Origin of the sequence: Thiorhodovibrio frisius (assembly GCF_033954835.1) — a bacterium.
GTDB classification, from domain to species: domain Bacteria; phylum Pseudomonadota; class Gammaproteobacteria; order Chromatiales; family Chromatiaceae; genus Thiorhodovibrio; species Thiorhodovibrio frisius.
In genome coordinates, this window is the sequence record NZ_CP121471.1 from 2,783,498 (window position 1) to 2,807,435 (window position 23,938).

A 23,938-nucleotide genomic window follows, 5' to 3' on the forward strand; every position below is an offset into this window, starting at 1 on the left:
GCCCCAATAACCCCTTTGGGGCTTTCCCCTTAGGCTTATCAAGCAGAACCCCGATAGGCAGATGCCCGGCTGCCAGACTACTCTGCTTCTCAGTCCAGAATCCGCGATCCACAACGGATGATCGCGGCGGCTTATGCGCGCCCAGAGCAAGAACAAGAGAACCAGAGAGCCAGAGAGCCAGAGCAAGAACAACAGTCTGGGAGCGCCTGAAGTCTAAAGGTTATCGATTCGTTGAGCATTGAGGTGCTTTTTGTGACTAAGAATACGAATCATCTCGGCGTCATGGAGGAAAAGGCGCTTCTTCTTATTGTCGATGACATGCCCAGCAACCTGCGTGTTCTTAATACCTGTCTCGCACAGGATTACCATGTCGCCATGGCGCACGATGGAGAAAGTGCGCTTGAGATTGCACAGAAAAAGCATCCGACCCTCATTTTGCTGGACATTATGATGCCCGGCCTGGATGGCTTTGGGTGCGGCTCCTTTAGAACGACGCTCAGCGACTAGAAAACAACAGCTTAACCAGCTAGAAACCTGAGGACAGGGAAGACAGGGCCTCCACTCGGGTGCGAAACTGAAGGGACGAAACTTTTGTCACGGACCCTGAGGAGACCCTGTCGATGCCATGCTACACGATTTCTTTGCCAAGCCTCGATTGCTACGAGGGGGCGATCGCGCAGTTCGTCCAACTGCTTGAGACGCTGAGCGGGGAGCAAGCCCAACATGCCACGCACGGGGAAATCGAAGCGCTGGTGCAACAGGGCGGCATGAAGCTGCTGTGTGAGATGGTCCAGTCGCACCTGGAACAAAGAGCGCGAGAGGAACCGCGGTATGCGTCCGTGATTGGCGCCGATGGTTATCCCCGGACCCATCATCGCGCCGGCTGTACCCGACTTCTGGAGACCCGCTTTGGGGAAGTGACCGTCACGCGCCGGGGCTACGGTGCGCGGGGACTCCAGAGCGTCTTCCCCTTGGATGCTGAGCTGAATCTGCCCCCGGGCAGGTATTCCCATGGCCTGTGCGAGGTGCTGGCCGGTGAGGTCGTGAACAACTCCTTCGACGCCGCGCTTGCGGCACTCGAACAAGCCGGCGGCGGGACGCTGGCCAAGCGCCAAGCCGAGGAGGTGGCCGTGCATCTGAGCCAGGACTTCGACGCCTTCTACGCCCAACCCTTTGTCCCCCAGGAGCCGAATGAAGCGAGCGAACGCCTCCTGATCATCAGTGCTGACGGCAAGGGCATCGTGATGCGCCCCAGCGATTTGCGCGAGGCCACCCGCAAGGCGCGCGAGCGCCAAGCGCACAAGCAACAGACCCGGCTGAGTCCTGGGGAGAAAAAGCAGCGCAAACGCATGGCCACCGTCGCCTCGGTCTATGAGGTCGAGCCCTACCCACGCACCCCAGAGCAGATCCTTGATCCCAAACAAGCCCCCGCGGGCAAACGTCCCGAAGTCCAGAACAAACGCACCTGGGCACGCGTGGAGGCCGATCAGCGCACCGTCATCGAGCAGGCGTTTGAGGAGGCCATGCGCCGCGACCCGGATCAGCACCGCCGCTGGGTGGTGCTCTGTGACGGTCAGGAAGATCTGCTGCGCCAAGTCACAGCCGCGGCCGAGCGCTACAAGGTCGAGGTGGTGGTGATCCAGGACTTCATCCATGTGCTGGAATATCTGTGGAAAGCCGCGCATGCGCTCTTTCCCGAGACCCCCGCGGAGCGCGAGCAGTGGGTGATGGAGCGCGCCATGGCCATCCTCGAAGGTCGCGCCCACGACGTGGCCGTGGGACTGCGCCGCGCGGCAACGCGCAAGCAACTCGGCGAGACGGCGCGCAAACCCATCGATAAGGCGGCCGACTATATCGACAACAACCGCGAGCGCCTCGAATACGACCAAGCGCTTGCGCTGGGGCTGCCAATCGCCACTGGTGTGATCGAAGGCGCCTGTCGCCATCTCGTCAAAGATCGCATGGATCTCACCGGGGCGCGTTGGGGGCTGGCCCGCGCCGAGGCGATCCTGAAACTGCGCTCACTAAAGATCAGTGGGGACTTGCCGGCCTATCTTGCGTTTCACTTCGACGCTGAGCACCGACGCCACTATCCAGGACCACCGATCCCGCTGGACTTGCCCGTGGCGGCATGATGTCTCACTTGCGCCATCACCATCGACCGGAAACGTCGCCCGCAACCGCTGGATTCTGCGGCGCTTGGCGTCGTTCCAAAAGAGCCGCACCCGATGGCTTTGAGGTCTGCACCCGCTTAAAGGACAATCCCGCCACCGCCTCGATCCCGGTCATCTTTTTGACTGGGCTGCACGAAGAAGAATTCGAAATACGCGGGCTTGAGCTTGGCGCGGCGGACTATATCCACAGGCCTTTTAACGCGGCGCTGGTCCGCCTGCGAATCGCCACCCATTTGCAAGCCAGCCGAGCCAGTGTCGCCTTGCGCGAGAGGAATATCGCCCTGGAATATCAAGCGCAGGCCGTTCATCAGCGGGCCGATGCGCTGGAACAGGGCGCCCGCCAGCGAGAGGATATAGATCGTGTTCTACGTCACGACCTTAAGGGTCCACTTTCGCCGATTATCGGCTTTGCCGATCTGATGCTCGAAGATGACAATCTGACGGCGGATCAGATTGAAAATTTGCACATCATCCGGGATGCCGGGCACCGCATTCTGGGCATGATCCAGCGCTCGCTGGATCTTTACAAGATGGAAACACATCGTTACCGCTACAAGCCGCGCAACGAGAATATCGACAGAATCGTTGGCTCGGTGATGTCCTCCATGAAGCCGCTCGCTGACACTAGCGGAGTGGCCTTGCGCTATTCGAACTCGGATTCGGATTCGAATTCGACGATCATGTTTCCCGTCGAGGAGATGCTGCTGCACCTGCTCTTGAGCAACCTGACCAAGAACGCAATTGAGGCATCATCCAAAGGGCAAGCAGTGGACATCGAGCATCAGCTTGAGACCAGCAAGCCCAAAGCTGAGAAATTGATTCTCTCCGTGTCGAACCCTTCGCTCGTGCCTGAGGGCATCCGCACGCACTTCTTTGACAAGTACGTCACCACCGGGAAGAGCAACGGAACCGGCCTCGGCACCTACGCGGCGCGTCTCATGGCGACAACCATGGGAGGCAAATTGATCATGCGCAGCGCCCCCCAAGTCGGAACGCGGGTCACTCTGACATTGCCAAAACCCAAGCCGCTATCGATGCTCTATACAACTGGGTAGCGCAGATGCCTGTCACCGCATCCCCGCATCCCGTTCGATCTCAGTCATCGACTGCGGGACAGCTCAGGCGATGAAACACAAGAATGTTGAAAACCTCGCGATGGCTGGGCTCAGTGACGCCAGCATCAATGCGTTGGTGCGCCGGCTGGCCTGGATCATCACACTCATCCTGCTCGCGGCGACGCTGGCGATCGCCGGCAGCTTCTACCTGTTGCAGTCCAAACCGCTGGCGGCGGCGGATGTACTGGCGCGGCAGCAGACGGCGACAGAGCAAGTTCTCAGCAAACTCGACGCCCTGTCGTCCACGGTTGAGCGCCTGCTGCCCATGGGCAGGGACTGGACGAACGAGGGTCTGATCGATCTCGAAGACATTCGTGCCTTCAATCGGCTGCTGCTGCCGGCGCTGGTCGAGCATCCGGTCCTTAGCAGTCTGTATCTCGCCCGCTCCGACGGGCGCATGTTCTTCCTGATGCGCGATGGAGAGCGCTGGAAAAACCGCATCACCGATGTCGCAAAGCAGGGAACGCGGCAACATTGGCTGCACTGGCGCGACAAAGAGACCCAAGCCGGCGATGAATGGGTCGATCAGCCCTTCGATCCGCGCCAGCGCCCCTGGTATCAGGGCACCATGGCGGTGGCCGAAGGCGAGCTGTATTGGACCGCTCCCTATCAGTTCGCCTCCGCGCCAGCCCCCGGGATCACCGCGGCCTTGCGGTGGACGGATGCCGTCAGCGGCCAGACGATGGTGTTCGCAGCCGATATCCTGCTGACGGATTTGGCGGACTTTATCAGCTCGCTGTCGTACAGCACCAATGGTGAAGTCGCCCTGTTGACCACCGATGGCAACCTGCTGGCACCACCGGGGCAGCGCATTCGCAACGGCGCGCTGGCGGCGGCGACACTCAAGGAAAGCCTGCTGAAACAGCCGGACGCGGCCGGTTATCCGCTGTTGGCGGCCGCCCTGCGCCAGGCTCCGGGCCGCGAGAGTCCAGACCGTGAGATTAAGGTAGCGCTGCCCGCTGGCATCGCCGGCAACAGGGAGGAATGGCTGGCCAGCCTGCGACCGTTGCCGCTCGGCCAGGAGCAACTCATCCTGATCACCCTGGCGCCGACCAGCGACTTCGCGCCAATGTCGTCCGAAGGGCTGGCGCTTCTGCTGCTGGTGATGCTCAGCATCGCCCTGCTGGCCACTCTGGCAATGCATGCGCAGGTCTGGCGGATGCGCCGGCCGATCATCAAAACCCTGACATGGGTCGAGCAGACCCGCCAGCTCGCCGAGCAGGAAACCCACCGCCACAGTGACACAGCCGCCATCGTCGCGCGCCTGCAACAGGCCACGACGCCCGCCGAACTTGGCCGCATCCTGCTCACGGAGCTGGCCCAGCGTCTGCCGCTGGCGCGCGGGATCTATTGTCTGTGGCAGCCGGAACAGCAACGGCTGGAGTGCATCGCCCGCTATGCCGGCGCGCAGATTTCCAGCGACAGCGAGGAGATCGATGCAGCACCCGCGCGCGGCCTGCTGCTTCAGTGCGCCCGGGATCAGCAACCCATTTTGCTCAATAACCCGCCCGCTGGGTACTTCGACATCCACTCCGGTCTCGGCGCGCATGCGCCAGTGGCACTGTTGCTGCACCCGCTACGCAATGGCGACAAACTCTGCGCTGTTGTGGAGCTGGCCAGTCTCAGGGCCTTTACCCCCAGCGACCGCCAATTGCTCGAAGTACTTGAAACAACCCTGTGTCTGAGTCTGGACCATCTGTTACAGGCGCAGGCGACCAGCGCCCTGCTGCGCCAGACCGCCCGCAATGAAGCGCGCCATCGCTTGATCCTGAACTCGACCGACGACGGCATTCTGGGGCTGGATGCCGCTGGCCACATCACCTTTAGCAACCGCTCGGCACTCGCGTTGCTCGGTTACGCAGAGCCGGAGGTAGTCGGTCTGGCAATGAAGGACGTTCACTCGCACGCGGCGATGGATTCCAACACAGGCGCACAGCCCGAGTCTTTGTGCCCCATCCAGCTAACACTCCAGGATGGCGAAGCCCGCCGGGTCGCCGATGCGTTCTTTTTCACCAAGGACGCGCGCGCACTGCCCGTTCGGTATTCGACCACGTCCATCATGGAGCAGGGCCAGCTCCTTGGTGCCGTGATTGTCTTCAGCGCCAGGCCGGCGGAGCCATCGGCATGATGATCAAGCGCGCCAATCGCATCGTCATTGCCGGCTATCTGATGATGATCGGGGCCAATCTGGCCGGGTTCTATTACTACGACCTGACCCGGCAGCAGGTGATTCTCGCCGCGCAGCACCGCACCGCGATGATCGATCAGGCGGAACAACTGCTGGCCGGTACCAAGTACCTGACGGCTAGCGTCCGCGCCTATGCCGCGACGGGCGAGGAGATTTACCACGACGACTACTGGAACGAGGTGCGCGTGGCCCAGCGGCGGCACAAGGCCGAAGCGGCGCTGCGCCAGCTTGGCATGAACCTCGAAGAAACCAAGCTGATCGAGTCCGCCAAGGACACCTCCGACCAACTGATCAAGCTTGAGGACGAAGCCATGATCCTGGCGCGCGAGGGCAAACATCAGGCCGCCATTGACCTGGTTTACGGCAAATTGTATTTGAATGCGATCGAGCACATTGATGCATCGCTCGAGCGTTTCCGAATCCTGATCGACGAGCGGCTAGGACGCATCACGACAACCATGGACGAGCGCTTGGTCTTCGCCGAGCGGTTGAACCTAGCGCTCATGGTCATTAACGCCCTGATGATGCTATCAATCATCGAGTGGTTCTACCATCACCGAGTGGTCGGACCGTTGATCGCCATGAGTCGCCGAATGCAGGATTTGCTCGCCGGCAAATCCGTCGCCGAACTCCCCTTTGCCGGGAGGCATTCGGAGATCGGCGAACTCGCGCAGGGCGTTGAAGCCTATCGGCTCATGTCCGATCAGGTCCGCGCCGAGCATTGGGTCGATGGGCAACAGGCACGGATTGGCGCACTGCTGCAAGCGGCGCCGAGCTTCACCGCGCTGGCCCAGGTGCTGATGGCCGAGGTCTCGCCCCCGCTTCAGGTGGCTGCGGGCGTCTTTTATATTTACGAACCCGACGAGCGGCACTTCCGCCTGCTGGCCCACTATGCCTGTCGCGAGCGCAAGACCCTGAATCAGTCTTTCGCCCTCGGCGAGGGCCTGATCGGTCAATGCGCGCTGGAGAAATCCCCCATCATCATCACTGAGCCGCCACGTGACTATTTCGTGGTCTCCAGTGCCTTGGGCTCGACCGCGCCCAGTGTCCTGATGGTCCTGCCGGTCATGCGCGATCACCAGGTGCTGGCTGTACTGGAACTGGCGGCCTTTCGTCGCTTCAGCGACGTGGAACAGACACTCCTGGACAGCCTGATGCCCACACTCGCCATGTGTATGGAGATTCTCGCGCGCCGGCTGAAAACCGATCGCCTGCTTCACGCAACCCAACAGCAGGCGCAAGCCTTAGAAGAACAGGCCGCCGAGCTGGCCGCCAAGCAGCAGGCCTTGCTCGATCAGGCGAGCTTTCAGGAGGCGCTGATCGGCACCATTCCCTACCCGGTGTTCTACAAGAGTCCGGACACCCGTTTGCTCGGCGTCAACCGCGCCTACGAAAAAACATTTGGCGTCGACAGGCACGAACTCATCGGCAAGCGGGTGCTCGATTTCGAATTCTTACCAGAAGAACATCGCCGCCGCTATCAGCGCGAGAATCAAGACGCCATCGACAATGCCTGCGAGATCAGACGCGAAATCAGCATGCGCCTTGCCGACGGTCGCGAGCATGACATGCTCTATTTCATCGCCGGTTTTCGGCGCGCCGACGGCAGTCCCGGCGGCCTGGTCGGCACCTTTGTCGATATCAGCGAGCAAAAGACCGCCGAGCGCACGATCCTGCATGCCAAGGAAGTGGCCGAGCAGACGGCCAAAACGGAGAGCGCTTTCCTCGCCAACATGAGCCATGAAATCCGCACCCCGATGAATGCGGTGCTCGGCATGGCCCATCTGGCCCTGATGACGGAGCTGTCGCCACGGCAACAGGACTATATCCGCAAGATCCAGCAAGCCGGTCAGCACCTGCTCGGCATCATCAACAACATTATGGTGTTCTCCAAGATCGAGGCCGGCAAGCTCGTCGTGGAGCATACCAACTTCGACCTACATAAAGTGCTCGACAATGTTGCCACGATCATCGCCGAGAAAGCCGCTGCCAAAGGTCTGGAATTCATCTTCCGCATCGCGCCGGACGTGCCCCTGCATCTGCTCGGCGATCCGTTGCGGATCGGGCAGGTACTGGTGAACTACTGTAGTAACTCGGTCAAGCTCACCGACGCGGGCGAAGTGGAGATCGAGGTCACCCTGCTTGAGCGCGCCGAGGGCACGGCACTCCTGCGCTTTGCGGTGCGCGACACGGGCATCGGCCTGACCCAAGCGCAAATGGGCAAACTCTTCCACAGCTTCCAGCAGGCGGATACCTCGACCTCACGCAAGTACGGCGGCACCGGGCTGGGACTGGTGATCTCCAAAAATCTTGCCAAGCTGATGGGCGGTGAGGTCGGCGTGAAGTCCGAATTCGGCCAGGGCGCGACCTTCTGGTTCAGCGCCCGCGTCGGTCTGCCGCAGCGTGATAGCCCGGCCCGTTCGCCACCCATCGATCTGCGCGGTCGGCACCTGCTGGTCGTCGATGACAACAACAGTGCGCGCCAGGCGCTGACCGAGATGCTGAACAACATGGGCTTCGTCGTCGGCGATTGCGCGAGCGGCACCGCCGCGCTCGCGACCCTGCGCCGCGCTGCCGCCGAGCACACCCCCTATGAAGCGGTTTTACTCGACGCGCAGATGCCCGACCTGGACGGACTTGATACCGCCGTGGCCATTCGACAGCTTGGGCTTGAGCCCTGCCCGCATCTGCTGCTGTTAAGCACCTATGGACGCGATGAAGCCATGCGCGACGCTGGGGCGGCGGGCTTCTTCAATGTCTTAATCAAGCCGGTCAATCCCTCGCTGCTGCTCGACAATCTGATGCGGGCCTTCGGTCTGGACAATGCCCCACTCGGGGTCGCGCCCTTCCCGCAAGCCTGCGGCCTTGACCTGACTGCCATCGCGGGTGCCCGCATCCTGCTGGTCGAGGACAACGACCTCAACCAGCAGGTCGCCATGGAGCTGATGCAGGGTGCGGGTCTTGTGGTTGACCTGGCCGAAAATGGGCAGGAAGCCGTCGCCAAGGTGCAAGAGCAATCCTATGATGCGGTGCTCATGGACATGCAGATGCCGGTCATGGACGGCATCGCCGCCACGCAAGCCATCCGGCGCTTGCCGCAGTGCGCCGACCTGCCCATTCTGGCGATGACCGCCAATGTGCTGGCGCAGGACCGCGAGCGCTCGGCGGCGGCCGGTATGAATGCGCATATCGCCAAGCCCATCGACCCGGACAACCTTTGGTGCACTTTGATCGAATGGATCAAGCCGCGCGCCGAGCGCCCGCATCCGCTGGCCGAAGCGCAACCCGACACCGCATCGGCCCTAAGCGCCCCAAAGACTCCAAGCGCCTCAGCATCGCCAAGATCAACGCCTCTGCCCTCGCAAATCCCGGGTCTGGACACAACACTCGGACTCAAGCGAATGGACGCCAAGCCCGACCTGTATCAGTCCATTCTCGGCAGCTTCGCCGCCGGGCAGAAACAGGCCCCAACTCGCATCGCGGCGCTGCTCGCGACCGGGGATCTGGCTACGGCCGAGCGGCTGGCCCACACGCTGAAAGGCAACGCCGCGAATATCGGCGCCACCGCCCTGCAACAGGCCGCCGAGATACTCGAAGCCGCGCTGCGCGAGCCGCAGCCCGCCCCGGCGCTGCAAGCCTTGCTGGCGACCACGAAAGAGCACCTCGATCCGCTGATCAAGGCGCTGGAGGATTGGCTTGCGGCCAACGCCAAGGCCGCGAACACCCTGCCAGAGGTCGACACAGCAGGATCGGCTGCTAGCGCCGATTCCAGCACAGCCCCCATCCCGGCACCTTTGCTTCAAACCCTGCGGAACCTGTCGCGACTGTTAGCCGAGGATGATCGCGACGCCATCGACTGTTGGCGGCGCAACGCCACGGTGCTCAAGCCGCTGCTCGGCCCAACCTGGCCGTCGATCGAGCGCGAACTTCAGCGTTATGAGTTCGACGCCGCGCGGGAGGCCTTGCATCTATGGGCCAACCGTCGGGAGCTTGACCTATGAGTCCTGATATCAGACTGGATCGGCCCTTGACCGCTTGGCTGCTGGCCAATCGCAGCCATTCCCTGTGGCTCGCAGCGCTGATCGCCCTGGCCCTGGGTGGCCTGGCCAGTGGCCTGGTGAACAGGCTGCGGGGGAACGATCTGAGCGCGGCGCTGAGCGCACAGGTCGATACGCGCGCGGCGGCGCTCCAAGTGGCTACCCTGTCGGGTCAGTCCATTGGTGTGGCGCGATTGCTCGGTCTCGCCGAGCCGGCGCTGAAATCGGCTGTCAGCGGAAATGCGCCCCCGAATGATGGCGCTGCGCTGGAGCCACTGCGCACCGCCCAAGCGATGCTCGACGCCAAAGATCTGTTCGTGATGAACGCCAGTGGCGATGTGGTGCTCCATGTCGGGCCTTCGACATTCTTCACCGGGAAAAACTTCGCTTTCCGGCCCTATTTCGAGCGCACCATGGCCGGGAAGGCCACCATCTATGCGGAGCTTGACCCCGTCTCCCGTCAGCACGGCTTATTCTTTGCCGTCCCGCTGCGAGCCGACGCCACCAAATCCAGCACAATCATCGGCGTCGTCGTCATTGAGGTCTCCGGTGACCTGCTCGACCACTTGCTCGCCAACACGGTCAAGCGGGTGTTCCTGATCTCGCCGCAGGGCCTGATCTTCGCGGGCTCCGAGCGGTCCTGGGTGGGAAGCCCCATGTTGCCGCCGGTCGCCAATCTCGCCCTGAGTGACTCGGCGGCTGGCGCCGACAACGGCGACCCGCCACCGGTGCGCTTCAGCTACCAGCCGGGCGAACGGACCCTGCTGATCAATGGTGAGCGCCACTATCTGGCCATCGCCCCGCTCGACTGGCAGGACCCCGCGGGCGACTGGCGTCTGGTCATGACTGCCAAGGCCACGACCGTCGCCCCTTTCGCGCAGCGGTTGACCACCGGAGCCGCAGTGGCGCTCATGATGTTTCTGCTTCTGTGGTTGGTGTTACGTCTGTTTGGTAGCCGTCAGGAGCGCGCCCAGGCGCTGGCCGCGCAACAGGTCGCCGTCGCTGAACTCGCCGCCGCCTCGGAGGCGAAAGCCCTGCTCGCAGACATCATCCTCAAGTCGCAGGAGGCTCTGACCCTGCAAGACCTGGCCAGGGTGTTTTTCGATCTACTCCGCCAGGGCTATCCGCTGCACCAGGGCACCCTTTACCTGGCCGAGCGCACGACGGCGCCGAACGGGACTCCGCCACTGCATCCAGATCAGGCAGATCAGGCAATAGGGCCCACTCGGCTGCGACTGATCGGCCACTATGCGGCCGCGGCCGCACCCGAGCTGATCGCCATGGGCGAAGGCCTGCTGGGCGAATGCGCGCAGCAAGGGCGCGCCCTGGCGTTCGATCAGCCCCCGGAGGGCTTCTGGCGCATCGGCTCCGGCCTGGGCGAGACTCATCCCCGGCGCCTGGATCTGCTGCCGCTGCAACGCCAGCAACGCCTGCTTGGCGTGCTGGAACTCGCCAGCCTGGAGTGGCCCGAGCCATCCGCTCGGGCGCTGCTCGATGGCCTGGTGCCTTTGCTCGCCATGCAGCTCGAAGTCATGCTGAACACCACTCAGAGGGCAAGTCCGCTGGCCGTCAAGGCAACTGAAGCGACCACCGCACCGACGCCGGCTCCAGACCATCCCACCACCCCAGCACTGTCGCGCTAAGGAGTCTTTGCAATGGACATCGAACCCAAGCCGATCAACCAACCGCTGGTGCTGATTGTCGATGACAGCCCCCACAATCTGTCCCTGATGTCCGAACTACTCAAGGACACTTACAGGATCAAGATCGCCAACCATGGCGTCAAGGCGCTCAGAATCGCGGCGACCAAACCGCAACCGGACCTGATTCTGCTTGACATCATGATGCCGGAGATGGACGGCTACGACGTTTGCCGGCAACTGAAGGCCGACCCGGCCACGCGGGACATCCCGGTCATCTTTCTCACCGGAAGCTCTGGGCTGGGAAACGAAGAAAAGGGGCTGGCAATGGGTGCGGTCGATTACCTCCACAAGCCAATCAGCCCGCCGATCATGCTCGCGCGCATCCAAGCGCAGCTCGCGCTCAAGGCCAGCGCCGATTTTCTGCGCAGCAAAGCGGCCTTTCTTGAGCAGGAAGTCGCCCGCCGCACCCGCGAGGCCCTGGCCATCCAGGATGTCACCATTCTGGCGATGGCCTCGCTCGCCGAGACCCGCGATAACGAAACCGGCAACCACATCCGCCGCACCCAGTATTACGTCAAGGTCCTGGCCGAGCATTTGCGCAGCCATCCGCGCTTAGCCCCGCAGCTTAGCGAGGACTACATCAAGGTGTTGTGGAAATCCGCGCCCTTGCATGACATTGGCAAGATCGGCATCCCCGATCGCATTCTGCTGAAGCCGGGTCGCTTAGAGCCGGCGGAATTCGAGATCATGAAAACCCACACCACCCTGGGATGGAATGCGATTCAGGCCGCCGAGGATCGGCTTGGGATGCCCGTCGCCTTCCTCTCCGTTGCCAAGGAAATCGCCCTGTCGCATCAGGAAAAATGGGACGGCTCCGGCTACCCGCAAGGTCTCGCCGGCGAGGCCATCCCGCTATCGGCACGCCTGATGGCCGTTGCCGACGTTTACGACGCCCTGATCAGCCGTCGCGTTTACAAACCCGCGATGCCGCACGACACAGCCGCCGCCATCATCATTGCAGGCAAAGGCCAGCATTTCGACCCCGACATTGTCGACGCCTTCATCGCGTTGCAAACCGAATTCCAAGCCATCGCCGCGCGCTACCAAGACACCGACGCCGATCTAACGCAGAAAGCCGGAGCCATCGCCAGCGCATTTGGCACCGCAGGATGCTAACGGAAACTTAGCCGAAGAAAGCGCTGAGTTGATCGCATCTCATGCGTTTGCACCAGTACAGTACGCGCAGTGATCAGCGGGATCGATCTGGGCTTCCTCCCAGACGCACACCCGGTCTCGCCCTGCGGTTTTGGCCGCATAGAGCGCTTGATCCGCCGCCTCGAACAAAGGCTGAGCCTCACAAATGCCGGCCTCCAGCAAACAGGACGACTCGGTGGCCTGCATCGGGCGCTTAGAGTCGTTGGGGATGAAGCTGGTCGCGCCGATGCTCAGGGTGATGTAGGGTGCCGCGTCTGAGTGCGCATGCGGGATGGCCAGTGCCCGCACGGCAGCGGCGCTCTTTTCGGCCAGCGCAACAGTATCCGCCAGCGAACTGCCGGGAAGCAGGAAGGCAAATTCCTCCCCGCCATAACGCGCCACCATGTCACCTGCGCGTGTCACGGTCGCGGCCAGCCGTTGGGCGACCTTGCGCAGACAGGTATCCCCGCACACATGCCCATAGTGGTCGTTGTAGGCTTTGAAATGGTCAATATCGGCCATTAACAGCCCCAGCGGTTGCTGCTGTCGCTCGGCGCGCCGCCATTCCTGGCTGAGACGCAGACCCAGAGCGCGCCGGTTGGCAAGATCGGTCAGTGGGTCCAGGTCGCTGAGCATCCGCAGGCGGTCCTGCTGTGCCTTGAGCTTGAGATGCATACAAACCCGTGCGCGAATCAATGGAGGATTGATCGGCTTGCTGAGAAAATCGCAGGCGCCGACATCCAGCGCCAGAATCTCGCTGTCAAAACCCATTACGGCTGTCACGAAAAGCACCGGAATTTCTGGATGTGTGCGCTTCAGGATCTGACAGACCTCAAAACCATCCATCTCCGGCATCTTCACGTCAAGCAGCACCAGATCGAAACTGTCATAATCGACGCTTCGCAGAGCTTCCGCACCACTGGTGGCGAACCTTAATTCCCCTATGCCTTCAAGCGCCGCATGCAGCACCCGAATCGCGATCAGCTCATCGTCAACGATCAGTAGCCGCGGACGGTCATCATCGCCAGCACCGTTGCCACTAAAATGGGCAAGACATTTCTGCCGCGCGGATGGGGTTGCAAAATTCATACGAATATTCCCCAACGGGCGAATACCTGCACTTAATGGTGCGTCGATACTCAATGGTGCGTCGATACTCAACTCCATCGGAAGTGGTGAAGAATCCCGGCACGCGCCAGGCGGCAGTAAACTGTGGGCCCACAATTGGCAAGAAGAATCCGCTCTCGCAGATGCCCGGCATGGTGATTCAGCAGCAACAGCAGCGTCACACCAGAATCAAACACCTTTTCCGTCGCAGACAGATCAACGACCAGGGTTAGCGGCTTAACCGTCAAGAGCGCCTCAATCGCCCGACGGATGAGCCCAACGAGCCTGAGATCGAGCTGCTCGCCAAGGCGCACGACCAGCGTATTGGATTTTCTGTTCCAGGCCAGCTCCTCGCCCATCACGATGTCGCCTGAATGGTGACGGCGCTCACCCTGCAGCTCGGGACTCAGCAACACCTGCTGATCGCTGTGGCTGAGCGGTCGACTCGAAGGCTGGCAAAAAATGGCCTCGCGGGTGAACGGGCCTGGGCTGACTGACGCTTCAACAACCGCCGAAGCCCCGCTGCTTAATCCCTTCCGAAGCTTCATCGCTACCCCCCCCGGTACAATAGAAAAGATCCCCCGACGCCGAGTCTCTGCGCCTTGGCGTTGATCTGGGAAGTATCCGGCCAAGCCGCCCCAAGGGTGATCGGCAAAGTCCTGATCCTTGAGTCCGGAATAATCACCCACCCAAGCTCGGATCATCGAGCAGGCCCGAGCCGCCAGCGACTTTCTCTGTCTGCAAACAAAGTATTGACTACAACTGATGCTTGGGTAATAGGCAAAGCGCTGCCCCTAGGGTCAGGCGTTGTCCCCGGCCGGCACTTGGGGCATTGCTGACCGGGCTAAGGAGGAACTGATTTGTTAGACTTTTTTGGCCTTAGTTGTCAGGTCAGTGTCTGATTCGCAGAAGGCTTCAAATTTCAAATGCTGAAAAAATCAGTCTTTCCCTTAGGCATCGCCGGCGCGTGCGGTCCCCTGTATCGTCTTTTTGGGCCTATACTCCAAAAATTGACATCGATAAAGCTTGCGAGGCGAATCCCTGATCATGGTTTTCGGAGGGGGGAAGATCAGGGGTTGGCACATTGCCTTATCCGATTGGAATTGTTCTATTCGATGATAACAAATGACTCTGGTCTCATTGTGAAGCCCTGTGCCAAGTTTGATCGTCAAACGTGATTGCCAAACGCTGGCAACAGCCGCGAGAAAAGCCACCATGCAAGCCAATTTACCCCTAGCGTCCCATGCCGTCCTGCCAAGCCATTCAGCTCACCCACATTCAGCTCTCGCAAAGAGCAATGCCCGACGGGTCCTGATCGTAGACGACCATCCTCTGGTGCGCGCGGGTCTCTCGACGGTGATTAACCAGGAGCCGGATCTTTTTGTTTGTGGAGAGGCAGGCACCGCCCGCGAGGCTCTGGACCTTGTTCGACACACGCAAGCGGACATTGTCATCCTGGACCTGACGCTTCCCGACGGCAGCGGACTGGACCTGCTCAAGCGATTGCCGAAGCTGCCGGGGTGCCCGCCTCTGCTGGTCTGCTCTATCCACGAGGAAGCGCTATTCGCCGAGCGTGCGCTCGCCGCCGGTGCCAGCGGCTACATCCATAAGGCGGAGGCAACCACTCTAGTGGTAACAGCAATCCGAAAAGTCCTCTCTGGTAGCAGCTACTGGAGCGAAGACATCACCCAGTTCCTGCTGCACAAATTATCTGGCCGCCCAGCCAAAGGCAGCAAGGGTTCAGTCGGCAATCTCACCCCACGCGAACTACAAGTGTTCATGCTGCTCGGAAAATGCCTGAGTGCCTCCAAAATTGCCGAACAGCTTGATCTGAGTGTCAAAACCATTGAAACCCATCGCGCGAAGATCAAACGCAAGCTCAACCTTTCAAACAGCGGTGAGCTGACACGCTACGCTGTACAGTGGGTACTGGAGCAGCATTAAGACCTGAGTCAGATTTTCTTTTACACTGAGCTGAGACACTCCGGTTCTTTCAGGTCGATTCCAAAATGCATTCCGATTCCAACAATCCCAAAGACATCACGACGACCGACGCACCACCGACGCCCGTCCCCTCTGCCGCCGGCGCCCCTCCAGCAACAAAAGCCCCGCCCCCGGCACCCGAAGACTCCTCCACCACGCCCGAAAGCGCGCCATCTGCATGGTGCTTTCCGGCACGGGTAGCGACGGCACTCTGGGCGCGCGCGCCATCAAAGGCGCTGGCGGTCTGGTTGTCGCACAGAGCCCCGACACGGCGGCCTATGACGGCATGCCGCGCAGCAGCAGCATCGCCACCGGCCTGGCGGATCTGGTGCTGTCACCGGCGGAAATGCCCGAACGCCTGATGACCTACCTCGCGCGGGCTTTCGGTCAGCCGCCGGACAAGAAAAACCCGGTCGCCAAGACCGAGGATGCGCTGACCAATATATGCCTGCTACTGCGCGACGCTACCCGTCACGACTTCTCCCAATACAAGCACAGCACCCTGGTGCGCCGTATCGAACGGCGCATGGCCCTGCACCAGATCGAGCAGCAGGTGGACTATGTCCGCCACTTGCAACGCGAGCCGGAAGAGATTCTGGCGCTCTTCCACGACCTACTCATCGGCGTCACCAACTTCTTTCGTGATCCAGAGGCCTTTGCGGTGCTGGAGACTGAAGTTATTCCCAAACTGTTCGCGCGTAAACTCCAACACCGCACAGTGCGCATCTGGGTGTGCGGCTGCTCCTCCGGCGAGGAGGCCTATTCCATCGCGATTCTGGTGCATGAGCACTTGGAAGCGCTCAACCAGAACCTACCAGTGCAAATTTTTGCCACTGATTTGGATGCAAGGGCCATTGCTCAGGCACGCGCGGGGACTTTCCCGATCAATATCACGACCCATGTCTCGCCTGAGCGTCTTCAGCGATTCTTCACGCTCGACACGGAGGCCCGCGTCTATCGGATTCAGAAAGTGATTCGCGACCTTCTAGTGTTTTCGGAGCAAGATCTCATTCGCGACCCCACATTCTCTCGAATCGACCTCATCAGCTGCCGCAACCTGCTGATTTATCTAGATGGAAACCTGCAACGCCGAATCATCCCGCTGTTTCATTACGCCTTGAATCCAAACGGGGTACTCTTTCTTGGCAGTTCAGAAACCATCGACGATGCCTTGATGATGTTCACGGCAGTGGATCGCAAATGGAAGATCTTTTCCCGGCTCGATCCCATTTCCGGCATGTCTGCGCCGACCATTGGAGAACTTACACTCAGGCGTCCTGTGAAACCGGTAACGGAGAAGCTGCCTTCTAGTGCTCAAAGAACGCGCGTCAATCACTTTATCCGCCCGGTTAAGTTCGTTCCGAGCAGCAGAGCGGGCGACGACCCGGCTTATTACCACTTGAGCTTCTTCGAGCCGGCACCCAATACAAACGGTCCCACAACCCAGCAGACAACTCCGGCTGCCAGCACCGATGCGGGCGCGAAAACGCCCTCTGATGGCAGGACCGACGCGACCCCGAAGCCAAAGCCGAGCGCGGAAACCGGGCGCGCGGAATCTCCGCCCGCCCCTGCGCAAGCGGACCACCGCATTGCCGAACTCGAGCAGGAACTGCGCGCCAACGAGGAATATCTCCAAGCAACACTTGAGGAAATGGAGACCTCTAACGAAGAGTTGAACTCGACCAACGAGGAAATGCAATCGGTCAACGAAGAACTAGCGACCGTAAACGTTGAACTCCAAACCAAGGTGGCCGATCTCTCGCGCGCCAATGACGACATGAACAACCTGCTCGCGGGCACCGGGGTGGCCACGCTCTTTGTCGATGATCGCCGGTGCATCAGCCGCTTTACACCAGCGATGACGAAAATCATCAAGCTTATCCCTGGCGATACCGGTCGCCCGGTGGGCGATATCGTCTCGAACCTGATCGGCTACAGCACCCTTGAGGAAGACATTGATTCAGTGTTGCAAACCCTGGTACCCATCGAGAAGTCCGTGCAGGCACTGGATAACACCTGGTACCTGATGCGGATTGGCCCCTACCGCACCCTGACCAATGTGATTGAGGGCGCGGTCATGACCTTCGTCGACATCACCAGCCGCAAGCGCATGGAAGACGATCTGCACAACGCGCGCACCTTCGCCGAGGGCATTGTCGATGCCGTGCGCGAGCCCCTGATCATCCTTGATGGCGAAACGGTGCTGATCTCGGCCAACCGGGCGTTTTATCGGCATTTTCAGCTCACCGAGTCCGAAACCTTGGGCCACCCCCTGTTTGAGCTCGGCAATGGCCAATGGGACATCCCCGCCCTGCGCGAGCTGATCGAGAAGATTCAAGCTTCTGGTGCAAGCCTTGACGACTATCGCATTGCGCATGATTTCCCCCGGCTCGGCCACCGCGTCATGCAAATCAACGCCCGCCGTCTGTCAGCCATGAGCGACCAGAAGGGGCACATCCTGCTCGCGTTCGAAGACATGAACGCCCCTGTGGAACCCGACACCGCGCCACCGACGGGAGGCCCGCTTGAGCCGAACAACAAATGACGCCCAGCACCCGGAAACACCGCTGGCGCCGGCAGCCGCCAGCGCCAGCGCGCCCGCGTCCAGCCTCGACCTGCGCGCCCGCGCCGAGGCCCGCCTAGTCGCGCGGGGCAAGCTACCCTCCGAGCCCCTGACACGCGAAGCCAGCCAACAGCTGATTCACGAACTCAGCGTCCATCAGATTGAGCTGGAAATTCAAAACGAGGAACTGCGCCGCTCCCAGACGGAGCTAGAAGCCTCTCGCGCTCGCTATTTTGAGCTTTACGACCTCGCCCCCGTCGGCTATGTCGCCTTAAATGATGGCGGCCTCATCACAGAAGCCAACCTCGCCGCCGCCCGGCTCCTCGACCTACCCCGCCAGGCGCTGATCAACCGCCGCCTGTCGAACTGGATCAAACCGGACGACCAGGACATCTTCTATCTCTGCCGTCGACAACTCAACGCCAAGGCGCCCCAGCAGCAATGCGAACTGCGCCTTCAGCGTCCCGACGGCTCCAGCCTGTGGGCGGCACTGGCGCTGTCTCTGCAACCGGAGCGTGAGAGCGAAGCGCACTGCCTGGTCGTCCTGAACGATATCGACGTTCATAAACAGCTGGATGCCCTGCGCAGCCAGGCCGAAGAGGACATGCTGCGCGTCAACGTCGACCTGGGCACGAGTGAGGCAAGAGCACACGCGGTCATCAACGCATCACCCGTACCGCTGGCCATCACCCAAAAGAGCGGCTGCGTCGATCACCTCAATCCCGCGTTCGTCGCGACCTTCGGCTACGCCCTTGACGAAATTCCCACCTGGAGCCACTGGTGGAATCGGGCTGCCCCCGAACCGGCCAAGCGCGCGCGAATTCTGGCCAAGCTTCGCAAACGCACAGCAACCAGCGCGCAGTCGGGCAAACCCTGCAGCCCCTTCGAAATCACAGTTCGCTGCCAGGATGGCCGCGAGGCAAACGTGATTATTCTGGTCACGGAACTGGGCGACGATCAGCGACTCAACACCCTCTACGACATCACCGAGCTGTCCCAGGCCCGCGAAGCCGCCCAGCAGGCCGCGCGCGCCAAGACGGACTTCCTCTCGCAAATGAGCCATGAGATCCGCACACCGCTGAACGCGGCGCTGGGAATGACGGAAGTCCTGGAACGAACCCACCTCGATTCCGAGCAACTCCATTTAGTGCGCCAAGTGCGCATGGCCGGACGCTCGCTGCTGGAGATTCTGAACGACATCCTGGATATTTCGCGCATCGAGGCGGGAGCAATGCAGCTCGAACAGCGTCCTTTCGCGCTGTCCTCGGTGGTGGAAGCCGTCCTAGCGCTGCTGTCGAGTGCGGCTCAGCAACAAGAGGTCAGGCTCGCGATCAGTGCGGCACCCGCAGTCCCAGGCGCTCTGCTCGGCGACGCGCGGCGACTGAAGCAAGTCCTGATCAATCTCGTGGGCAATGCCATCAAGTTCACCAAGCACGGCGGAGTGCGGGTCGAGATCACGCTGCTCGAAGAGACCACCAAAGCGGTCAGTCTGCGCTTCGAAGTGGTCGACACCGGCATCGGCATCCCACCTGAGATCCTGGAACATCTGTTCGAGCCCTTCGTCCAAGGTAGCGTTGGCGTGACGCGTCGTTTTGGCGGCACCGGACTCGGCCTGTCAATTTGCAGACGTCTGGTCGATATCATGGGCGGCACGATTGGTGCGGAAAGCCTGCCGGGCATCGGCAGCCTGTTCTGGTTCGATCTCACCTTTGAGCGCACGAGCGAGAAGCCGGAGGTATTTGCGCCGACCGCACCCGTCTATACCGGCGAACCGCGTCTGGCTTCAGCGCGGGTGCTACTGGTGGACGACAGCGCCATGAATCAGGAGGTCGGCCAGCGCCTGCTCGCCCTGGAGGGGGCTAGCGTCACCCTGGCTACCGATGGCCGCAACGCATTGGAGTTGCTCTCTTCGGGCCCAGGCGACTTCGACCTGGTGCTGATGGATGTGCAAATGCCAGAAATGGACGGCCTCACCGCAACCCGACGCATCCGCAGCGAGCTTGGGCTGACCGAACTGCCCATCGTCGCCTTGACTGCGGGCGTGCTGCCGGCGCAGCAAGCCGCCGCGCGCCGAGCAGGAATGAACGCGGTCTTGATCAAACCGCTGGATACGGAGCAGATGATTGCCACCCTGCGCCAATGCATGAGGCTCGAACCAACCCCTAGCCCCAGCTCTCCGCCCCCCTCGACCAAGGCTGCCGAACCATTACCCGCAATCCCCGGAATCGACCCTGTCCAAGCCATCCGGATCACCGGCGGAAACCCGGCTCTATTTGAGAAACTGCTATCACTCTTCGCCGACGAATGCCCGTCCATCTTGACGAACACCCGCGAAGCCCTAAAGATCGGCGACCGCGCGCTTGCAAGCCGCCTGATGCACAGCCTGCGCGGCAATGCGAGCATTCTCGGAGCGTCTGAAATCATGGATACCGCCAAAGTGTTGGAAGACGCTATCGAGGCGGAGGAGACCGACCTAGCGCGACCACTGGAGGAGCTGGCCAAACAAATGGCCCCGCTAATCGCGGCCAGCACAGCCGCGTATCCGGCCCAAACCGCCAGCGCAACACAGGCCAAAGCAGCCCCGCAAGAAGCGTCGGAAGCTCCAGACGCAAAACTCAAAACGCTACCCGCCCTGAAAGCCATCTTGCACGCCAATAACCTCGACGCCCTGGCCCATTTCGACCGACTGCGCCCGGAGCTAAACAAGATACTGGGCGAGACGCGCACCGAGGCGCTTGGGCGCGAGATCAGCAAACTGCGCTTCACCGAAGCACTGGCGCTGCTAGAGCCCGCCCCTGTAGATGGCGGTCAAAACGCGCGCATAGCCGGTGAATAGCGCAGTCAATCGCCAACGAGACTGGTGATAGACCGCCTTCCATCCCTCCTCGACGGTCTCGACGGGGGATTGATCAACAGCAGCCCTCGCTAAACCATCTGCCGCGCCGCCAGGCGGGCGAATTGCCCGTTGGCCTGCATCAGGCTTGCATAGTTTCCCGACTCGACGATGCGACCGGCGTCCATGACGTGGATGCGCTCGGCATTGACCACTGTGCTGAGGCGATGCGCGACGACGATGCGGGTGACCCGCAATCGGTCCAGGCTTTCCGTGACCACGGCCTGGGTGCGATTATCCAGCGCGCTGGTGGCCTCATCCAGCAGCAAGACCTTGGGGCGGTTGACGATGGCGCGGGCAATCATCAGGCGTTGCATTTGTCCACCGGACAGGGCTCCGCCGCCTTCCATGATGACGGTCTGCATGCCCATGGGCATTGCGTGGATGTCATCGGCCAGACCAACCTGGGTGGCCGCTTCCCAGGCGTCGTCCAGGCTGCCGCCGCTGGTGCCGACAATGTTCTGGTAGAGAGAGCCCGGCATCAGCTGCGCGTTCTGCATCACCACCCCCATTTGTCGTCGCACTGCGGTGGCATCGACACTGGTCAGCGCCTGCCCGTCGAAAAAAATCCCGCCGGACTCCAGTGACTCAAACCCCATGATGAGGCGCAGCAGCGTGGACTTGCCGGACCCGGAGGCACCGACCAGGGCGACAAAGCGCCCGGGCTCGATCTCCAGCGAGACATCGTCAAGAATCAGCGGTCCGTTCGGGGTATAGCGAAAACTGACATGGGAGACCTCAATGGCCCCGGACAGCGCGCCAGGGTCCTTGCGCTCCTCGCTCACCTCCGGAACCGCCGTGAGCAGAGGGCGGGCGCGCTCCACCTGTGGCTGGATGGCGATCAGGCCAGTCGCCACCATCACCATCATCGAGAGGCTGGCGGAGAATTGCTGGAAAGCGACCAGTAGCGCCGAGAAGGCCCCAATCGCGATGAGGTTGGGCGCTTGCGAGGGTTTGCCAATCAGCAGGACGAAGATCAGCAGCCCGATCAAGGCCAGGACCTGGTTGAGCGCGGATTGCCAGGCGCCCAGGCGTTGGGAGCGCAACTGATGCCGACGACTCTTGGCATAGGGACTGGCCAAGCGGGCAAAGGCGCGGTCTTCGGCAGCGGCGAGTCGAATCTTGGCAACACCAAGAATCAAGTGAAGCAGGATGTTGCTAAAGTCCCCCATCAGGCCCGCCAGAGCGCGCTCCTGGCGCAGTCGCAGATAGCTGATCACCAGGCTGAGGATGAGATACACCAGGGTCAGCACCAGCGCCCACAGGGCCAGCCGGGCGTCGTAATAGAACATGAGCAGAAAGCCGGCCAGGCCGAAAATGCCGCTCAGGATGGCATTGACCGCGCCGGTTGAAAGCAGCGTCTGGATCTGCGTCATCGCCATCACGCGGTTGGCCAAATCCCCGGCGGAAAAATTCTGAAAGAACCTCATGGGCAGGCGCAAGACCCGGTCAAGCAGACCCGACTGCAACGCGCGGCCCATGCGGCTCTCGGCGCGAGTAAAAGCTAAGGTCGCCACATAGTCGACGACGAAGGCGGTGCCACCAAGCACCGCCAAAACAACGCCGATCTCAATTAAGTGGCCCACTTCATGGTTGGGTATGGCCGTGTCGATCAGGTAAGCGGTTGTCACCGGGATGGCCAGGGTCATCATCCCGGCCATGGCGCTCATCACCAACATCAGGACCGCGTCGCGCCAACCGCGCGCGAAGGCGAAACCAAACAGGGAGCGGAATCCCATGGCCCGAAACGGCAGGTGGGTGGTGAACTCGAAGGCCTCGGGCGCGAGTCGCTGCCGATGGGTCTCAAAGTCCAGTTCCTGACCATCGGCCGGGTCAATCAACTGGGCGCGCCCCTGGTCGGTGTACAGGAGCGCCAAGGGCCGTTGGGTTTCGGCTTCAAACGCCAGCAGCGCGCCGAAATCCCCCTGCCACCAGTCATCGCGCAAGGTGACAGTGCGCTGACGCAGCCGACTGAACCGCACAATGTTCTCTAAGGTGAGCGCATCATCAGACTTGAGCTCAACCGGGACTTGGATCTGGAATCCGCACGCCTGGCCCACCAGCCGCATGGCACCGACCAAGGGAATGTCGCCCCGCACCGGCGTCGCCTCCAACCGGGGGCGCGGCGCCGTGACCGACATCAAGTCGGAGAATGCGTGATCGCGTTCGGCCTCAGTCGCAACACGGCGCGCCATGAGTCGGTTGTACTCATCGGCATTGCCCAGCATGAGGTTCATCGAGGCCGTCTCAAACAGCAAGCGATGCAGCGTGGCAACGCCGTCCCAGGCATCGCCGTCGCGCAAGGCGGCGGCTGTTGATCGGCCATGCAGCTCCAGCGCCGTCATGGTCCATAGCCAGGCCTCGGCGGCGAGGGGAAAGGTCACCTCATCCGCCGTTGAGTCGATTTCCTGGGTGTCGAGAAAGAGCCCTGCCTCGGGCGCCAGGCGAATCCAGATCAGGACCTGTTGCGCAGTGCAACGCCGACCGGAAGGGATCGAGAGCCTCTCATCGGTGCCAATGCCCACATCCACCACCGGGAGCGGCGTCACCCAGCGCGACATGCCCCAGCTCAGCGCGCGCAGCCAATGCTCCAATGCCGGGACCAGGGCGGGCAGGACATCAGGCGCGGCGGATTCAGCCGACAACAAGGCCAAGGGCCACTCAATAAGATCTGTGTCCACATGGGGCACAGCCAGCAAGACAAAGTCTGCCGAGTCGTCTAGCCCAATCCCCAGCAGCAGCCCACCTGCGGGCACCGTCGCCAGATAATGCCGCGTGCCCTCAACGCCGTCAGGGGACAGGCTGACCAGAAACAGCTCAACCTGGCCTTGACGTACCAGCCAGGCGCGATTGAGATCAGACAGGCGGATTGGCTGATGTCCACCAAGTCGCTCCGCCCTGCCCTGCCGCAGCAAGCGCTCTGGCCATTCTATTGCATCTTCTGGTGCAGCCACTGGCGCACTCACTGACGCACCCTCTGGCGCACTCACTGGAGTGCCCGTTGGAACAGCGCCTGGATCATCGCCGGAAGCATCCATTGG

Annotated in this window: 13 protein-coding genes; 10 read left to right on the top strand and 3 right to left on the bottom strand. The window is 61.5% G+C overall.

Features of this window, described 5'->3' with window-relative positions; all coding sequences use genetic code 11:
• Positions 1-231: 231 nt before the first annotated feature.
• The 7 genes from Thiofri_RS12855 (at position 232) to Thiofri_RS12885 (ending at position 12,333) form a co-directional block, all read left to right on the top strand.
• On the top strand, positions 232-507 hold the full coding sequence (locus tag Thiofri_RS12855) for a response regulator (protein ID WP_040856028.1): 276 nt from the start codon (positions 232-234) through the stop codon (positions 505-507).
• Positions 508-620: 113 nt separating this feature from the next.
• The gene (locus Thiofri_RS12860) at positions 621-2,135 is read left to right on the top strand and encodes an ISKra4-like element ISThio1 family transposase (RefSeq protein WP_009146704.1); all 1,515 of its coding nucleotides are present in this window, start codon (positions 621-623) and stop codon (positions 2,133-2,135) included.
• 158 nt (positions 2,136-2,293) lie between these two features.
• Positions 2,294-3,229 (top strand): hybrid sensor histidine kinase/response regulator, encoded by a 936-nt coding sequence (locus Thiofri_RS12865; protein ID WP_190275824.1) that lies wholly within the window; start codon positions 2,294-2,296, stop codon positions 3,227-3,229.
• A gap of 70 nt (positions 3,230-3,299) precedes the next feature.
• The gene (locus tag Thiofri_RS12870; protein ID WP_009149714.1) at positions 3,300-5,417 is read left to right on the top strand and encodes a GAF domain-containing protein; all 2,118 of its coding nucleotides are present in this window, start codon (positions 3,300-3,302) and stop codon (positions 5,415-5,417) included.
• Entirely contained in the window at positions 5,414-9,478 is a 4,065-nt protein-coding gene (locus tag Thiofri_RS12875; protein ID WP_009149716.1) for a response regulator, read from the top strand. The genes Thiofri_RS12870 and Thiofri_RS12875 overlap by 4 nt, the downstream gene beginning before the upstream one ends.
• Positions 9,475-11,157, top strand: a complete 1,683-nt coding sequence (locus Thiofri_RS12880; RefSeq protein WP_009149718.1) for a GAF domain-containing protein — start codon at positions 9,475-9,477, stop codon at positions 11,155-11,157. The genes Thiofri_RS12875 and Thiofri_RS12880 overlap by 4 nt, the downstream gene beginning before the upstream one ends.
• A 12-nt stretch (positions 11,158-11,169) precedes the next feature.
• Positions 11,170-12,333 carry a response regulator gene (locus Thiofri_RS12885; RefSeq protein ID WP_009149720.1) on the top strand — a complete coding sequence of 388 codons (1,164 nt, stop codon included), beginning with the start codon at positions 11,170-11,172 and terminating at the stop codon, positions 12,331-12,333.
• 39 nt (positions 12,334-12,372) lie between these two features.
• Here the strand turns inward: Thiofri_RS12885 and Thiofri_RS12890 are convergent, their stop codons facing one another.
• Positions 12,373-13,440 (bottom strand): diguanylate cyclase domain-containing protein, encoded by a 1,068-nt coding sequence (locus tag Thiofri_RS12890; RefSeq protein WP_009149722.1) that lies wholly within the window; start codon positions 13,438-13,440, stop codon positions 12,373-12,375.
• A gap of 68 nt (positions 13,441-13,508) precedes the next feature.
• Entirely contained in the window at positions 13,509-14,006 is a 498-nt protein-coding gene (locus Thiofri_RS12895; RefSeq protein ID WP_040856032.1) for an STAS domain-containing protein, read from the bottom strand.
• 667 nt (positions 14,007-14,673) lie between these two features.
• Between Thiofri_RS12895 and Thiofri_RS12900 the strand changes: the two genes are divergently transcribed.
• The 3 genes from Thiofri_RS12900 (at position 14,674) to Thiofri_RS12910 (ending at position 20,840) form a co-directional block, all read left to right on the top strand.
• The gene (locus tag Thiofri_RS12900; RefSeq protein WP_009149726.1) at positions 14,674-15,402 is read left to right on the top strand and encodes a response regulator; all 729 of its coding nucleotides are present in this window, start codon (positions 14,674-14,676) and stop codon (positions 15,400-15,402) included.
• Between the two features lie 217 nt (positions 15,403-15,619).
• On the top strand, positions 15,620-17,986 hold the full coding sequence (locus Thiofri_RS12905; RefSeq protein ID WP_323705223.1) for a CheR family methyltransferase: 2,367 nt from the start codon (positions 15,620-15,622) through the stop codon (positions 17,984-17,986).
• Complete coding sequence (locus Thiofri_RS12910; protein WP_323705224.1) at positions 17,967-20,840, top strand: ATP-binding protein; 2,874 nt, start codon at positions 17,967-17,969, stop codon at positions 20,838-20,840. The genes Thiofri_RS12905 and Thiofri_RS12910 overlap by 20 nt, the downstream gene beginning before the upstream one ends.
• Before the next feature lie 89 nt (positions 20,841-20,929).
• Here Thiofri_RS12910 and Thiofri_RS12915 read toward each other — a convergent pair whose 3' ends face one another.
• Complete coding sequence (locus tag Thiofri_RS12915) at positions 20,930-23,935, bottom strand: NHLP bacteriocin export ABC transporter permease/ATPase subunit (protein WP_040856038.1); 3,006 nt, start codon at positions 23,933-23,935, stop codon at positions 20,930-20,932.
• Between the last annotated feature and the right edge of the window lie 3 nt (positions 23,936-23,938).